This window comes from Synoicihabitans lomoniglobus (assembly GCF_029023725.1).
Classification (GTDB): domain Bacteria; phylum Verrucomicrobiota; class Verrucomicrobiia; order Opitutales; family Opitutaceae; genus Actomonas; species Actomonas lomonigloba.
The window spans coordinates 3,808,119-3,823,080 of the sequence record NZ_CP119075.1 but is presented as its reverse complement, the minus strand read 5'-3'; the positions used below and the strand labels follow the sequence as shown (position 1 = coordinate 3,823,080).

Sequence of the window (14,962 nt, the reverse complement as noted above, 5' to 3'; positions counted from 1 at the left end):
ATCACGAATTCGCTTACCGTGATTTCCCCGCGACTATGGCGTTACTCTTTCTTTTATCGTGGGTTGTGGGTCTTGGCTAGTTTCACTCGGAGGAACGGGGGTAAAATTTGAGCTCGGCGCAGCATTTTCCGATTCAGGCGGGGGAGTATTTCGATTTCCGCCGCTCAGGCTCCTCAAAATATTGGTGGGACCGTAGACAAAGGTCCATTCAGGATTGTTGAGCTTTCCGGCCAGCTTGACCTCGAGAACGTTGGTCAGCGGCGTAAAAACCGTGTCGAGCAGACCTCGCGAGCCCTCGAAGGGGCGCACCCGGGTGAGAAACGCGAGGGAGTTGGTTTCCAAGGAATAGTGACCCGTGGCGTCGAGTGCCCCGCGTGGGCCCGTGACCTTGAGCGCGGAAAAATCGATCATGGGCCCCTTGAGTTGGAAGTCGCCGTAGGCGTTTTCGAGTTGGAGCTTGGAGAAGTTGAGAATGCTGCCCCCGAGCATGGTCGACAGGATGCCCAACAGCTTCAATTCGCCGAGATTGGCGTTCTCGACGAGCATGTTGCCCTGACCCTGAAAGCCAAAGGGATCCGCCGCGGGACCTTGGGCGGTAAGTGATACGCTGAGCGCGCCATTGGCGATGCGTTGGCGGAACTCATTTGCCTCCGTCGGATTACGTTTGGCGTCACTGTCTGTCCAGGCTTCCACCGTGGTGATCGTCTCGCCGAGGTGCGCGTTCTCCAGATTGAGGTCAAAGGCGATCTGTTGGTCTGCTTCGAGCTGGCTCAGCTCAATCCGGCCGTTGAGAACACCCTGGGCCATACTGGAGCTGAACGGATCGATCAGCACCCGATCGCCCTCATAGTGCGCCTTGAAATCGGCTCCCTGCAGGGGGAAGTCCTTGAAGCGCCAGGCCCCGCTGGTGCGCCCATCGATGGCAAAGTCGCTCGTCATCGGCGCGCCTTCGTCCTCGCGCTCGACGCGGCCGTCGAGCGTGACATGCAGGGGTGCGTCAAACTCCAGCGGCGCGATGATTTTTTCACCCAACGGGCCCAGGAGTTTCGGCAGGGGCGACGTGTCGGAGACCCCTTGCGCGTGCACTTCAAAGAGCGTCCAACGGCGTCCTTCGGGCAGTTTCCATTGGCGGGTAAACGAGCCTTGCACTTCGCCGACCGGTCTCACGGCGTGAAATTCCAACACGTCGGCCCAGCCCGGACGAATGAAGAGCCGCGTGCTCATTTCATTGAGCGCGATGTCCTTGATTACCGCGCTTTCGCCCCGGGCTTGAATCCACACCTGAGTGTCGAGCGGGGCCTTCCACCGGCCACTTACTTCGACTCTGGCTTCGGGAGGGGCGGACGGAAACTGAAACGATCTCCAAAAATTGGACCACCAATCGCGAAACCAGCCGTCGATGTCGGCGGGTTGCAGATGACCGCGCAGCAGAAAGCGAAAATCCAGCGACTTTGTATCCATCAGATAACGACCGGTCGCACGACTGTCGCCCCGCACGAGCAACACCTCATCGGCGAGCAGGGAGGTTCCCTCCCATCGCACCCGCGCCGCAGTGGCGTCGAGGGGCACGTAGCGGGCGACCACGGCGCCGGTTTCGAAGCTGGCTTCGGCGTGCAGCGGTTTGCCGCCGGGGCCGAGATTCACATCCACGTGCAGCGGGGGCGACTCGTCCCAACTGAGAATCGAGGGCAGATCGAAGCCGATCTTTTGTCCGGCGAAGGCAACCGCTTCATTGGCCACGTGAGTGTCGAGCCGCACGCGCCCGGCCCGGGTCAGCGCGTCGAGATCCACCCGCACTTGCAGGGGTTCGTGGAACAGCTGGGCGTGCAGTTCCGCCTGCACCTGCGGCAGGCCGGCGACGGTGGCCCGGGTGGATACGTGTTCGAGGGTCACGCCGCCGGCGCTCAGGGACCGGGCACTCAGGTCTACCAATCGCGGTTCGAACCGACGGGCCGCGACCGCCACCAGCATGCCGATTTTGGCGTCCATGTGCGCAAGTGTGGCCTGCTCCGGCAGCGACACCGCACTGCCGCACAGATGCACCTCGATTAGTTTTGGCGGCCCTCCCAGGGGCAAGACGGCGCTGAGACTGCCTTGTTCAATTTCGACCGGCGGGGAGGATTCAGCCGCTCCCGGGAGTGGAATCACCAGTTTTTCGGCGGTCAGCGTGAGATCGGCGTCGGCCACGTGCGTGGCGTGAGGCGTAAGTTGCACGCTGAGGTGAGGAGCCTCGTGGGCCGGTATGCGCGGCAGCACCTGGCTGATGAAACGACAGGCCGCGACATAGTTCCGCGTGATGTCGGCGAACATCTGGTCGAGCGGCGGGGACTCTTTTCGCGGTGATGCCGGCAGCAGCAGTTCTCCGTGAACATCAAGGGGCAGCGGACCGAGGCGGGCGGTGAGATGATCAATGAAAATGGAACGGGTTTCCGTGCCGGGGCGGATTGTCGTATCCAGATTACGGATAATCGGTTCACTGGTGCCACTGGGGGACAGCATGGCCGGCATCATCAGCCGCGCCCCGCTGATGCGCAGCGAGCGGGGTTCGAACCGTCGCAGCCACAGGGCGATGGGATCGACTTCCATGTGGATGACGTCGGCCCGCAGCATCGGATCCGGAAAACCGAGCAAGGTGAGGCGCACATCGCGCAGCAGCACATGGCCACCGGGATCGAACGCGGCCCCGCCAAAGGCCACCCGGAGCCCGGCGGTGGCGGCTTTTTGCTCCAGTTGTCGCAGCACGAAATTCGGAATCGTGAGCTCATGCGCGCTGGCAATGAAAAGTTGGATACAAAGCAGGAGCCCCAGCACGAGCCAGAGCGTCCAGCGCAGGAAAGTGAACACGCAGCGCCCGCCAAAGTGGGTGCCTTTCCAGCAAACCTGCAACCAGCGCGGGAGGGTCATGGCGGGCAGGGGTCCGCGGTTCGGGTCAGGGGGTGGCGGGAACGGCGGCGGGCGTTTCCGGGTCGCCCGTGCCCAGGGGAGGGTCCGTGAACTCGATCACACCGGGGTCACGTTCGCCGTAGCTGAGGGCCCACACCGCGTCGATCAAGGGCTGGGTGGCCTCGAAGATCACGTTGAATTCGGGGGCCCCCACGAGTTGGTAGTCTCCCCCGTCGCGATCGGCGAGAAAGAGCGGAGAATCGACGATCTGCCCGCCGGGATCGCTGGTGAGAGCCAGCTTGGCATCGAGGCGAAAACGCCAGCCGCGGGTCTCCCCATTGACCGGCACGGTGTCGGTGAATTCGCCCGCGAAGAAGCGCTGCGCGCGCAGCACGGTCAGTTCGTGGGGGAGCAGGCGCAGGGCGGCTTGGCGGGCGGCCGGGAGATTGCGGAAGACATCGTCCCAGGATTCGCCGGCCCGGAGTTCGTGGTCGAAGAGCGTGGTCGACGTGCTGAGGTCGCGCAGCACGATGCCGACCAGGCGTCCGCCGGCGGGGAGCTCGCGCAGCAGCCGTTGTCGGTAGTGTAGGGGATCGACGGGGGTTTTGGTCAGAATGTTGCGATCGACCGCGTAGACGAAGGTCTGACGCTGCAGCTTGGCATAGGCGTTGTTGCCTTGTTGATCGGTGCCGATGAGCAGGGTGGAATTGAGTGGGGCAATGGTGGTGCCCGGTTCCGGTTCAAAGGCCAGTGAGATGGTCCGGCTCGGGCTGCTGAGTCCCCAGGTTTCCAGATCGTTGTCGGTGGGGACGTCGCGTTCAAACGTCCGCGCCCGGAGCTCCTTCAAGTCGCGCAGCAACTGGCCTTCGACGACTTCGGTGTCGGCGGGTTGGGTGCGCAGGGCACCGGAGGCATCGCGTTCCACGACCTGCCAGCCGGTGGTGTTGGCGGGTCGGGTTTCGGTGGTGGGTTCGAGTTTTTGCAGGATCACTTCCGCGCCGTTGGCCGCGGTCAGGGTCACGGCGTTGATGCGTCGTCCTTCGAGGTCGAGCACGTGGTCATCGCGCAATTCGCGCTGGGCGCTGCTGAGGGCATTGGCCAGCTTTTGCGGGACGACGACCGTAAAGACGGCGTCGCGATTTTCCATGCGCGCGAAGAATTCGATGTCGGGCTGGGTGGCCGTGCCGGCGGGAATGGCGGTCGGTCCGACTTGATTGCCGAGGAGCAAAGTCTCGCGGCGGTTGTTGCCTTCCAAAGTGATGCGCAGACTCGGTGTGGCGGTGCCTGCGGTGGTGAGCAGCTCGGGATCGCGGGAAGGGGCACCGAAGAAGGTGTGCGTGGTGAGACCGTTGAGGCTGTTGAGGGCCTCGACGGTCGCGCTCTTGGAAGCGCGGGCCACGATGGGCGATTCAAAGGACCAGCGATTGCCCTCCAGTCGCAGGCGCACGCGCACATTGGCCGGACCGGCGCTTTGCAGGTTCAACGATCGCACCTCGAACACGGGAATTGTGAAGCAGGTTTCGGAGCGCAACTCATCGAGATCGAGCGCCAGACTCTTGGCCAGAGAATCGGAGACGACATGCACGCGATCGCCTTCCGGGGACAAAACATAGAGGCGGTTGCCGATGTCGGTCTTGTTGCCGATCGCCAGCGTGGTGACGGCAGGGGCGTCGTCGGCGTTGGGATCGGCGGCGGAGCTGAAGCTCACGCGCAGCGCGGGTTCGGCCAGACCGTAGTCGGTCAGGGAGAGCCCCGTGATGCCGAGATTGGCGACCTCGTAGGTGGTCTCGTGTTCGAGAAACTGCAGTTCACTGACGATGCGCGAGACGGCGAAGGGATTGGCGGGCCATTCGTAGGGAGAAGTGACCTGCCAGGTGTCGCCCGTGCGTTGCAGTCGGATTGGGCTCTCCAGTGAAGGACCGGCGATTTCGAGAAACTGAATGTTGGCGGCTTCGGCCCCGAGGACGCGGCGGCGGGACTCCTGGGCGATCTGGTCGGTGCGCCATTTGCGCTCGAAGCCGAAGATGAAGAAGAACAGCGCGACGTTGAGGAAGACGAGAACGAGAGTGACTTTCGTGCGCATGGCGGGGGGAGTCGAAAATAGAAGCGGGAGCGAGGGCGGTCAGCTGCGACGGGTCCAGTAGATCACGAATCCGAACAAGGCGGCCAACCCGGGCAGGATGAACAGGAGGCTGATGCGCAGGCGGCCGAGATCGGCTTGGCTGAGATTGATCTGATAGCGTTCGATCGGACGCGGCAGGGTGTTGAGGTCGACGTCCCGATCGATGCACCATTCGACGGTATTGAGCGCGATGGCGAGATTACCGGGAGCGGCGATGCGGGAGTTGGACAAAAAGTCGGCATTGCCAAAGAGCACCATGCGGCCGCCGCGCACGCTGAAGGGCAGGTCCTTGGGTGGGGTGACGCGCTCGGACGAGACGGCGACGCCGAGGCGGTTGCGCGGTTCAAAGCCAGGCAGGCCTTTGAGATCGATGCCGGGATTATAGGTGACGTTTTGCTGACGATAATCGCGCTCGCCCCAGGCTGATTCCGAGGTCGCGGCGAGCACCTCTGCCCGCAGGGAATTGTCCAGCGGTCGGCCGGGGTCGGGTCGCACCACGCGGGTGAGCGGACCAAGGAAAACGGAGAACTGGTTGTCGATTAGCGGCTGGGTCACCGGATGGGGCGCAAACGCGTTGATGCGCAGTTCGTTCAGCTCGGTGACGTTGGCTGGGTTGGGCTCGGCGATGATGACGTCGTCGGCCACCAATCCCCAATCGTAGAGCAGGTCGTCCAAACCATGGCGAAACACCGGTGCGAGCAGGATGAAAACGCGGCCGGCCCGGTCGGCGAGATAGCGCCGCAGCAGTTCCACTTCGACCGGACTGTAGCGGCCTTGCGGCGCGGCGATCACCACGAGGGCGGCGTCGTCGGGCACGGCTTTGGTCTGGCTCAGATCGATGACCGAGACGGTGAGGTTGCGCAGCCGGAGTTCCTCCGCCCAGACCGACAACCCCCGGCTGGGGTCGACGTCGCCGGGCTGCATTTCCCCGTGTCCGGCGAGAAAATAGATGTGCGGGCGGTTGGGGTTGGAAACACTGAGAATGGCCGACGTGATAACCTGTTCGCCGCGGAAGGCGACGGCTGCACCTTCGCGGATTTCGTAAAACTCCGACAACGGAATCATTTTCCGGCGGTCGCCACACAGCGCGAGGACGACATTGGGCTGGTCGATCTGGAGCTGCTCCGCTTCGCGTTGGTTTTTGTAGACGTCGAGTTCCTCGACGGTCACGCGGCCGGCGGGGCCGATGGCGGAGGACTTTTGTTGGGTGTAGTTGACGTATTCGCGCAACATGCCGCGGATGTCGCGGTTGGCTTGGAAGAGATCCGGATCGGTGGAGTGGGGATCGATGGTGACGATGATCCGCACCGGCTGCTCGAGTGAGCGCAGGTTGGCCTTGGTCTCTTCGGAGAGCGTGTGGCGGCGATGGTTGGTCAGGTCCCAGCGCCAGCCGTGATGGAGGGCCAGATAGTTGAGCCCGCCGAACAGCGTGAGGAAAAGGGCGGCTTGCAGCACCAGGTTGATGGTGCGTCTCCAGCGAGCGATGGCGAAACTGTTGCGAGCGGCCATGGTCAGCTGTGCAGGAGTTTGGCCTCGAGGCCGAGGATGCTGAAAATGAGGGTGAGCGTCGTGCCGCTGATGTAGAACAGCAGTTGGCGGGTATCCACGATCCCGCGACTGAAGTCGTCCAGATGGGTGAAGACGCGGGCGTATTCGACGGCGGACTTGACGGGGGTGAACAAATCGAGATTGAGCGCCGCCACGCCGGCCAGCAGTTGCGTGCCGATGATCAACCCAAACAACATGGTCACGCCAAAGATGCCGGCGACGGCCTGGTTGCGCGAAAGCGAGCTGGCGAAGATGCCGATCGCGACGAAAAACAACCCCGACACCGCGATGAACAAATAGCCTCCGATCAACGGCCCCAGATCGAGCAGAAACGCGTCGTTGGTGAAACGGTGCAGGATGTAGAAGAACCCGGCGGTGGCGCTCCACAAACTGAGATAAAGGAAGTAAGCCGCGCCATATTTGCCGAGCACGACCTCGGCGGTCGAGATGGGCGTGGTGAGCAAGGTTTCCAAGGTGCCGAGGCGACGCTCCTCCGAAATGCTTTTCATCGTGAGCAAAGGAACGATGAAGATCACCGGCACCCAGAAGAGCTCGAAAAACGACACCGCCGGGGAGTTGTCCTGCGGGAGGGTGGCATATTCCGCGAGGATGCCCGAGAAGATGAAGCCCATGAACGCGAGGAATATCACGGCGGCGATGTAGGTGCTGGGGCTCACCAGCAGCATGCGAATCTCGTGGCCGAGAATGGTAAGAAAGTGGCGCATGACGATCTAGGCAGACGGATATTTGGCGGCGGAGTTCCGCTCATTCGGTTTGCGGTCCACGACATCCCAGCTGCGGCGGGTGGCGGCGAGAAAGACGTCCTCCAGAGTGGGTTGGGCGCGACTCAAGGCGCGCAGACGCAGATTCCCTTGCCGGGTGATCGCGATCAGGAGCTGTTCGCTGCAATCGGATTCGTGATCAACACTCAGGTCAAACGTGCGGAAGCCGTCGGCGTCGGGCGTGGACTCGGTGGTGATCTCCAGCGTCGGATCGACGGCGGCCAGCACGGCGGCGAGATCGGCGCTCTCGCCGGCGAGTTCCAGTTGGTAGCGGGCGCGGCCGAGCAACTCGCGTTTGAGCGCGGCCGGTTCCCCGGCGGCGACGACGCGGCCTTGATTGATGATGAGCACACGGTCACAGGTCATCTCGATCTCGGGCAGGATGTGGGAGGAGATGATGACGGTCATGCGACCGCGCAGCCGCGCGATGAGATCGCGCACGATGAGAATCTGGTGCGGGTCCAGGCCGATGGTGGGCTCGTCCATGATGATGACGGGCGGCTCGGCGAGAATGGCTTCGGCGATGCCGATGCGTTGGCGGAAGCCCTTGGAGAGTTTGCCGATGATGCGATGGCGCACGCGTTTGAGATCGCACAGCTCGAGCAGTTCGTCGATGCGCGGCCCGAGTTGCTTGCGGCCCATCTCTTTGAGGCGGCCCCGGTAGTAGAGATACTCGACGACTCGCATGTCCTCCGGCAGCGGATTGTTCTCCGGCATGTAGCCGATCAACCGCTTCACCGCCCCGGTTTCAGCCGCGACGGACGTGCCGCAAATCTCGACGTTGCCGGATGTCGCGGGGAGAAACCCGGTCAGCACCCGCATGGTGGTCGATTTCCCCGCGCCGTTGGGACCGAGAAACCCGAGAATTTCCCCTTTCGCCACATTGAAGCTGATATTGTTGACCGCGGTTACCCCGGCATAGGATTTGACCAGGTTTTCAACAACAATGGCGGAAGCGGCTTCGGGATCGGACATGGAGACGAGTCGACTTATATGTCGGCAAACAAGGGCGGAGCACAAGGTCGTAGCTCCAAGAGAATGAGACCCCTATTGGCGGTTGAGGGTCCAGGCGGCGGCAAGACCCCGCAGCGTCAAGTCGGGCACGTCGATCGTGGGCTGGCGCAGGCGGCCACTGACGACGGGGGCCGCGCCTCCGCAGGTGAAGATATGCGCCGGCGATTCGCCCGCGGCCGCCAAATCGGCTTCGACGCCGTCGAGGCAGGCTTGGATGAGACCGGTGAAGCCCAAAACCGCCCCGATGCGCATGGCTTCGACGGTGGATTTGCCAATGGCGGTCGGCACCGGCGTGACCACGTCCTCCACCAGCGGCAGTTGCGCGGTATGTTCGTGCAAATAGCGGGTCATCAACGCAGGACCGGGGGCGATGATACCGCCTTCGTAGCCACCGCGCCGGGTGACGATGTCAAAGGTGGCGGCGGTGCCGAGGTCGATGATGATGGCCGGAGTCTGTCCCAATGCGGCCGCCCCGGCGGCGTTGGCCAAACGGTCATGACCGATCTCGGCGGGGACCGGATAAGTGATGGGCACGCCCAGGTCGGATTCGTGAGTGAGTTGCCACACGGGCACGTGGAGGGGGAACAGCGCCTCGGCGGCGAGGAGCGTGGCCGCCGGCACCACGCTGCACAGGGCGACGCCCGTGAGAGTCACGTGATTCTGGTCGGCGGTGGCGCGGATTCGTTCCCCCAGCTGTTCGATGTGATCGGTGCGCAGTTCGCCGAGTCCGATCGCCGCGGTTTGACCCCCGGCGGGCATCAACCCGAAATGCACGTGCGTATTTCCGATATCGATACAAGCGAGCATGACGTGGTTTGGGTGGTTCAGCGTTTGGCAATCGTGACCTCGCCGGCGTGAAAGCGCTGGTGCTGGCCGTTGCCCCGTTTGAGCAACAACGCGCCGCCGCTGTCGATGCCGGCGCCGTGCCCGGTGATCTCGGTGCGGCCGTGCAGAAGCGTCACTTCGCGGTGGTGCAAGGCGTCGTAGCGCTCCCACAACTGCGCCAGTTTCTTGCCGTGCTCGTCGGCTTGGAAAGTCTGGGCGGCGGAGAGCACGCGACCGATGACGGCGGCGGCGAAGTGATTGATGTCGATGGGCGTGGGCGTGACTTCACCGAGCGCGATCGCGCGGCCGGCGAGTTCTCCGGTCCAGCCGCGGGCGGGGCGGGCGAGGTTCAGGCCGCAACCGATGACGAGATCGCGGATGCGGTCGGCGTCGATGCGGGCCTCGGTCAGAATACCGCCCGCTTTGCGGCCGTTGATCAGCAGGTCATTTGGCCATTTGATTTGCGGCGTGATGCGGTAGTAGGACGCGAACAAGTCACACAAGTTCACCCCAATCCACGGCGTGATGGTGGCGAGCCGGTCGGGAGGCACGTTGGGGCGCAACGCGAAGGTGATATAGAGATTGCCGTTGGGTTCGCTCAACCAATCGCGGCCCAGACGGCCGCGACCTTTGGTCTGCTCACGGGAGATTACCACGAGCGGCGTTTTTGCCCCCTGACTGACGTGCCGCATGGCTTCGTCGTTGGTGCTGTCGACGGTATCGAGCGTGATGATGGTGCAGGCGCTGGAGGCGGGGAGGCGGGCTTCGATCAACAACGCGTTGAGCTCGCTCGGTTTGGCGGTGAGGCGGTAACCCCGGGACCGGACGGCTTCGAAAGCAAAGCCGTGGTCGCGCAGTTTCTCCATGTGTTGCCAGACCGCCACCCGACTCATGCCGAGCTCGCGGGCGAGGTCGGTGCCCGACACGAAACCGTCACCGGCTTCCAGCATCGCCCGCATAATCACCACATCCGGACGCGCGATTTTCATGATAGCCAATCGAGGCCGACATCGACCCAGACGCTTTGGTGCACCAACGCCCCGGTGGAGACAAAGTCCAAGCCCAAACCGGCGAAGCCAGGCAGCGTCTCGAGCGTAATGCCGCCGCTGGCCTCGGTCAGAGCCCGTCCATTGATGAGGGCGAGGGCTTCGGTGATGCGGGCGGGGGGGAAGTTATCGAGCAAGATCACGTCGGCTCCCGCCTTGAGCACCGGCGGGATTTGGTCGAGCCGATCGACTTCCACCTCGACCGGCAGCGTCGGCGCGTGCTGGCGGGCTTTGGCGACGGCGGCGGCGAGGTCGTCGGTTGAGCCCAGTAGAGCGAGATGGTTGTCCTTTAACATCACGCGGTCGAACAGGCCGAGGCGATGGTTCCAGCCGCCGCCGCAGGCGACCGCGTATTTTTCCAGCATCCGGTAGCCGGGTGTGGTCTTGCGGGTGTCGAGGAGACGCGTGCGTCCGTCGCCGAGCGCCTGCACGTAGCGGCGTGTGAGCGTGGCGATGCCGGATAACCGTTGGATGAAGTTGAGCGCCACGCGTTCGGCGGCGAGCAAGGTGCGCGGGTCGCCGGTCAGGGTGGCGAGGATATCGCCGCGCGCCAGCGTGGCCCCGTCGCGGGTGCGCAACTGCACCTCGGCCCCGCCCGCGTAGACGGAGAGAATCAAGGACAACAGCGGCAGGCCACATACGGTGAGGTCCGAGCGGGCAGCGAGATCGGCGCGCGCCAAGCGCGGGGCCGTGGCCAGACTCCCCGTGGACTGGTCACCGGGACGGGCGGGTTTCCGCCGCAGTCCCAGACCGGCGAGATCCTCGTCCCGGGCCATCTCGACCAAGCGTCGCAGATAGGCGAGATCGAGATCATCCCACGTGAGGCGATGAAGTAGAGAATCGGAGAGGGCGGCGGACATGAAAAACGGGAGAAAGTTGAATGGTGAAGAGGGAAAGACGTCGAGGGGCAAGGGTTGCGTTACCGGGTTCTGAGCGCATTTTTCCGGCATGGACTTGGCTGAATTCAAAACCGTGGCGGATCCGCAGGCACTGAACCTCGCCTTGCAGGCGTTGTGGCATGACGCACGGGGCGATTGGAACCGGGCGCACACACTTGCGCAGCAGGCCGACAGCGCCGCCGGAGACTGGGTCCACGCCTACCTGCACCGCAAGGAAGGCGACATCGGCAACGCGGGTTACTGGTATACCCGCGCCGGACAACCCGCCGTCGGGGCCTCGGTTTCTCTCGACGACGAATGGGCCGCCATTGCAACGGCGTTGCTGGCATAGATCGTTCGCCGCCCCGGTTTCATGTCGATGGCGTAGGCGCGAGCTTGCTCGCGATCAACGCGGTGCGTTGGCGGCGCATGCAGGAGCGATCGCGAGCAAGCTCGCTCCTACGGCGATCCCTGCGACAACTTACTGTCCGCGTAGATCGCGCAGGGCGACGCTGCCTGGATTTAGAAACAGCGTCGGGTGAGCGAGCGTATCGTTGAGATAGTCGCGCAATTGATCGGCGCGGTCGGGATCGCCAAACGCCTCCGTGAGGTCGGCTTCCTCTGAAAGTTCTCCGATAAGGCGCAGCCGCTCATCCTGTTTCCACAGCATCATGGCGTAGGCTTCCTTGCTCATGCCGACGAGAGGCAGGGTGAAGGAATTCAGGGCGAGGCCCGTTTCGGTGAAGTAGCGTTTCACGGCCAGCTCGGCCAGTCCCTTGTCGGTGTGAACCTCGCGCTCCGTGAACACGGGCGGACGCGTGCCTTCGACGACGACGCGCGGCAGGCGGATGATTTGGTTCTTTGGTTCCGGCAAATCCCAGTCATCGGCTTCGGAGTCCGGCCGATTGGGCTGAAACTTGGGCAGCGCGGCGGTGACGGCATCGGCCACGGTGGGTGACAGCGCCCGCACGCGTGGCGGTGTGCTTTCCGCGGAAACCGACTCCTGTGCCATCAACCCCGAGGTGAGGCTGATCAATCCCGCGAAGCATAAGCGGTGGAAGCCCATGGGTTGGGTTACGGGTTGGATTTGCGCGGCAGGGCCGTCGCGGTTTCCCGGTGCAGCGCGGAAGCGTCCGGCAGATAATCGCTGCGGGTGAGGGCGTCGCGCGTCATTTCGCGGATTTCCTTGGAAGTCGCCTCGTCGCCGAAGAGCGCGGCTTGGTCGGAGCGGCCATTGAGATCGTCAAGCATGCGGAGGCGCTCGTCCTCCTCCCACATCATCATGGCGAGATCGGCCTGCGACATGGAGAGGAACGGCACGTTGAACTTGTTGAGCGCCTGACTCGCATCGGCGAAGTAGCGCTTGGTGGCGATTTCGTTGAGCCCCTTGTCGGTGTAGACTTGGCGTTCGGTAAAAATCGGAGGGCGGGTGCCTTCGACCACCACGCGTGGGAGGCGCACGATGCCGTTTTTGGGTTTGAGCATCATATCCTCGTCGACCCCGTCGTCCTTCTCCTCCGGTTCCGGGGGCGGCGGGTTGTATTTCGGCATGGTGTCGGACAGCGCGGACGCGAGATTGTTGGAAATCGCGCGTTTGCGGTCGGACGTGTCGTCCTGCGCCGAGGCAAAAAGGGCGGAAGCGGCCAGCAGCACAATGAAGCGGGAGGAGCGAGTGGCAGTCATGACGGGTAAGACCGTGGCAGGTCGATTTGGTTCAAATTCTGGCGGGAACACCGAATGGGACCCCACCATCATGAAAACTTGGCGCGACGCAAGATCCGGGCCGTGAGGCGCGGGAGCCACCGCTGCAGCCGCACCGCCCAAACCTCGCGACCGCCGATATGGATTTCATCCCGGCCCGCGGCAATTTGCGACAACAGCCGGGCGGCGAACACGTCGGCGCTCATGGCGTTGGCCTGTGTCGTGTCCATCTTGGCGTGTCGGCCACCCGTGGAATCGAGGGCATGAACGGAGATTTCCGTGCGGACATAACCCGGGCAGACGAGCGTCACGCGGACCCCGGTGGCATGAACCTCCGCCCGCAAGGCGTTGAAAAACCCATGCAGGGCATGCTTCGACGCGGCGTAGGCCGATCGACGGGGGGTGGCCACATAGCCCACCACGCTGCTGATGACGACGACGCGTCCGGCGCCGCGTGCGATCATGCCGGGCAACACCGCTTTCGTCAGACCGACTTGTCCGAAGTAGTTTACCTCCATGATGCGACGGTCGATTTCGAGCGGCGTATCGACCGCGAAGCCGCGTTGGCCGAGACCGCCGTTGTTGATGAGCAAATCAATGTGACCACAGCGTGCTGTCACCGTGGCGACGGCGGCCGGGAATGTGTCGGTGGCGGTGAGATCGAGGGGCAGCACGATGTGGTGCTCGGCACCGCCTGCCAATGTCGCCGCGACGCGCTGCAACTCCGTCTCGCGTCGCGCCGACAACACGACGCGGGCACCGGCGACGGCGAATGCCCGGGCGAGGGCTTCACCGATCCCTGACGACGCTCCCGTGATCCAAACGACTTGGTCAGCAAACGCCGTGCTCATGGAGGATCGGTTCAGACGCTATTCGCGAATCTGGCCAGTGCCGGTGACGACGTATTTGTAGGAACAGAGCTCGGGCAGCCCCATGGGACCGCGGGCGTGGAGGCGGTCGGTGCTGATACCGATCTCAGCCCCGAATCCGAATTCGAAGCCGTCGTTAAAGCGCGTGCTGGCGTTCCAAAATACGGCTGCGCTGTCGATGGCGGCCTGAAAACGGGCGGCGGCGGCGGCATCGGTGGTAACGATGGATTCGCTGTGGCCGCTGCTGTCGCGGTTGATCGTCGCAATGGCGCTTTCCAGCGAGTCGACCAATTGCACGCCCATGATGAGGCCGAGAAACTCCGCTTTCAAATCGTCGGCGGTGGCCGGGGTGTGGGCGATGCCGGCTTCGGTCAGGATCGCCGCGCTGGCTGCGTCGCAACGGAGTTCGACTCCGGCGGCGATGAGCGCGGTGGCGACACGAGGCAGCAGTTTGGGGGCGGCGGCGGCATGCACCAGCAATTGCTCGGCGGCGTTGCAGACGCCGGGTCGCTGGGTCTTGGCGTTGACCGTGACACTTTCCGCAATGGTGGCATCCGCCTGCTCGTCGAGATAAACGAAACAGACGCCGGTGTAGTGTTTGATGACCGGGATCGTGCTGTTTTGGGCGACGAAACGGATGAGGCTCTCGCCACCGCGCGGGATGATGCAATGGATGAGCTCGTCGAGTTTGAGCAGGGTGTTGAGCGCGGCGCGATCCGTGGTCGGAATGAGTTGCACGGCATCGGCGGGCAGGTCGGCGGCGGCGAGCGCCTCGGCGACCAAGGCCGCGAGCGCGGTATTGGTGTGAAAGATCTCCTTGCCGCCGCGCAGGATCGAGGCGTTGCCGGATTTGAGGCAGAGGATGGCGCAGTCGATGGTGACGTTGGGGCGCGCTTCGTAGATGATACCAATGACGCCGATGGGCACGCGGCGTTTTTCGATCTGCAGGCCGTTGGGGCGCGTGCGGGTTTCGAGCGCGGCGCCGACGGGATCGGGCAACGCGGCGACCTGCCGGACGGACTCGGCCAATTGTTCGAGACGGGCGGGCGTGAGGGTGAGGCGATCGATTTGCGCCGGGGTGAGACCGTTGGCGGCGGCGGCGTCGAGGTCGCGTTGGTTGGCCGCAAAAATCGTGTCCGCAGAGGCGGGCAACAAGTCCGCGAGTTTCGCCAAGGCGGCGTTTTTTTGCTCGGACGGTGCCGTCGCCAGGACGTGGGACGCGGCGCGGGCGCGTTGAGCAATCGAGGTGACGAGGTTGGCTAGATCGACGGACATAAGGGCCAGAACGTCGCAA

Annotated in this window: 13 protein-coding genes; 1 reads left to right on the top strand and 12 read right to left on the bottom strand. The window is 63.7% G+C overall.

The genetic code is table 11. The features are described 5' to 3' along the window. Positions 1 to 33: 33 nt before the first annotated feature. From PXH66_RS14715 to nadC, 8 genes are all read right to left on the bottom strand, one after another. Positions 34 to 2,904 (bottom strand): AsmA-like C-terminal region-containing protein, encoded by a 2,871-nt coding sequence (locus PXH66_RS14715; RefSeq protein WP_330929797.1) that lies wholly within the window; start codon positions 2,902 to 2,904, stop codon positions 34 to 36. 25 nt (positions 2,905 to 2,929) lie between these two features. Next, entirely contained in the window at positions 2,930 to 4,966 is a 2,037-nt protein-coding gene (locus tag PXH66_RS14710; RefSeq protein ID WP_330929796.1) for a DUF4340 domain-containing protein, read from the bottom strand. A gap of 39 nt (positions 4,967 to 5,005) precedes the next feature. Next, entirely contained in the window at positions 5,006 to 6,514 is a 1,509-nt protein-coding gene (locus PXH66_RS14705) for a GldG family protein (protein WP_330929795.1), read from the bottom strand. 2 nt (positions 6,515 to 6,516) lie between these two features. Next, the gene (locus PXH66_RS14700) at positions 6,517 to 7,278 is read right to left on the bottom strand and encodes an ABC transporter permease (RefSeq protein ID WP_330929794.1); all 762 of its coding nucleotides are present in this window, start codon (positions 7,276 to 7,278) and stop codon (positions 6,517 to 6,519) included. 6 nt (positions 7,279 to 7,284) lie between these two features. Continuing rightward, positions 7,285 to 8,310, bottom strand: coding sequence for an ABC transporter ATP-binding protein (locus PXH66_RS14695; protein WP_330929793.1), 1,026 nt, complete (start codon positions 8,308 to 8,310; stop codon positions 7,285 to 7,287). A gap of 72 nt (positions 8,311 to 8,382) precedes the next feature. Further along, positions 8,383 to 9,156 (bottom strand): type III pantothenate kinase, encoded by a 774-nt coding sequence (locus tag PXH66_RS14690; RefSeq protein WP_330929792.1) that lies wholly within the window; start codon positions 9,154 to 9,156, stop codon positions 8,383 to 8,385. A 17-nt stretch (positions 9,157 to 9,173) separates the two neighbouring features. Further along, positions 9,174 to 10,163, bottom strand: coding sequence for a biotin--[acetyl-CoA-carboxylase] ligase (locus PXH66_RS14685; protein ID WP_330929791.1), 990 nt, complete (start codon positions 10,161 to 10,163; stop codon positions 9,174 to 9,176). After that, positions 10,160 to 11,080 carry a carboxylating nicotinate-nucleotide diphosphorylase gene (gene nadC / locus PXH66_RS14680; protein ID WP_330929790.1) on the bottom strand — a complete coding sequence of 307 codons (921 nt, stop codon included), beginning with the start codon at positions 11,078 to 11,080 and terminating at the stop codon, positions 10,160 to 10,162. The genes PXH66_RS14685 and nadC overlap by 4 nt, the downstream gene beginning before the upstream one ends. 88 nt (positions 11,081 to 11,168) lie before the next feature. Here nadC and PXH66_RS14675 point away from each other — a divergent pair, with 88 nt between their 5' ends. Continuing rightward, on the top strand, positions 11,169 to 11,450 hold the full coding sequence (locus PXH66_RS14675) for a hypothetical protein (RefSeq protein WP_330929789.1): 282 nt from the start codon (positions 11,169 to 11,171) through the stop codon (positions 11,448 to 11,450). A 129-nt stretch (positions 11,451 to 11,579) separates the two neighbouring features. On the opposite strand, the gene PXH66_RS14670 is transcribed toward PXH66_RS14675, so the two are convergent. The 4 genes from PXH66_RS14670 to PXH66_RS14655 all read right to left on the bottom strand — a co-directional run bounded on the left by PXH66_RS14670 (position 11,580) and on the right by PXH66_RS14655 (position 14,943). Continuing rightward, positions 11,580 to 12,164 (bottom strand): hypothetical protein, encoded by a 585-nt coding sequence (locus PXH66_RS14670; RefSeq protein ID WP_330929788.1) that lies wholly within the window; start codon positions 12,162 to 12,164, stop codon positions 11,580 to 11,582. 8 nt (positions 12,165 to 12,172) lie between these two features. Further along, a complete protein-coding gene (locus PXH66_RS14665; RefSeq protein WP_330929787.1) occupies positions 12,173 to 12,781 on the bottom strand; it encodes a hypothetical protein in 609 nt (202 codons plus the stop codon). Between the two features lie 68 nt (positions 12,782 to 12,849). After that, on the bottom strand, positions 12,850 to 13,650 hold the full coding sequence (locus PXH66_RS14660) for an SDR family oxidoreductase (RefSeq protein WP_330929786.1): 801 nt from the start codon (positions 13,648 to 13,650) through the stop codon (positions 12,850 to 12,852). A gap of 18 nt (positions 13,651 to 13,668) precedes the next feature. Continuing rightward, entirely contained in the window at positions 13,669 to 14,943 is a 1,275-nt protein-coding gene (locus tag PXH66_RS14655) for a glutamate-5-semialdehyde dehydrogenase (protein ID WP_330929785.1), read from the bottom strand. Positions 14,944 to 14,962: the final 19 nt, after the last annotated feature.

Excerpts from the sequence above, each read along its gene's own strand:
- nadC (WP_330929790.1), bottom strand. The coding sequence starts at position 11,080 with ATGTCCGCCGCCCTCTCCGATTCTCTACTTCATCGCCTCACGTGGGAT.
- PXH66_RS14690 (WP_330929792.1), bottom strand. The coding sequence starts at position 9,156 with ATGCTCGCTTGTATCGATATCGGAAATACGCACGTGCATTTCGGGTTG.
- PXH66_RS14685 (WP_330929791.1), bottom strand. The coding sequence starts at position 10,163 with ATGAAAATCGCGCGTCCGGATGTGGTGATTATGCGGGCGATGCTGGAA.
- PXH66_RS14665 (WP_330929787.1), bottom strand. The coding sequence starts at position 12,781 with ATGACTGCCACTCGCTCCTCCCGCTTCATTGTGCTGCTGGCCGCTTCC.
- PXH66_RS14710 (WP_330929796.1), bottom strand. The coding sequence starts at position 4,966 with ATGCGCACGAAAGTCACTCTCGTTCTCGTCTTCCTCAACGTCGCGCTG.
- PXH66_RS14660 (WP_330929786.1), bottom strand. The coding sequence starts at position 13,650 with ATGAGCACGGCGTTTGCTGACCAAGTCGTTTGGATCACGGGAGCGTCG.
- PXH66_RS14700 (WP_330929794.1), bottom strand. The coding sequence starts at position 7,278 with ATGCGCCACTTTCTTACCATTCTCGGCCACGAGATTCGCATGCTGCTG.
- PXH66_RS14675 (WP_330929789.1), top strand. The coding sequence starts at position 11,169 with ATGGACTTGGCTGAATTCAAAACCGTGGCGGATCCGCAGGCACTGAAC.
- PXH66_RS14705 (WP_330929795.1), bottom strand. The coding sequence starts at position 6,514 with ATGGCCGCTCGCAACAGTTTCGCCATCGCTCGCTGGAGACGCACCATC.
- PXH66_RS14655 (WP_330929785.1), bottom strand. The coding sequence starts at position 14,943 with ATGTCCGTCGATCTAGCCAACCTCGTCACCTCGATTGCTCAACGCGCC.
- PXH66_RS14715 (WP_330929797.1), bottom strand. The coding sequence starts at position 2,904 with ATGACCCTCCCGCGCTGGTTGCAGGTTTGCTGGAAAGGCACCCACTTT.
- PXH66_RS14670 (WP_330929788.1), bottom strand. The coding sequence starts at position 12,164 with ATGGGCTTCCACCGCTTATGCTTCGCGGGATTGATCAGCCTCACCTCG.
- PXH66_RS14695 (WP_330929793.1), bottom strand. The coding sequence starts at position 8,310 with ATGTCCGATCCCGAAGCCGCTTCCGCCATTGTTGTTGAAAACCTGGTC.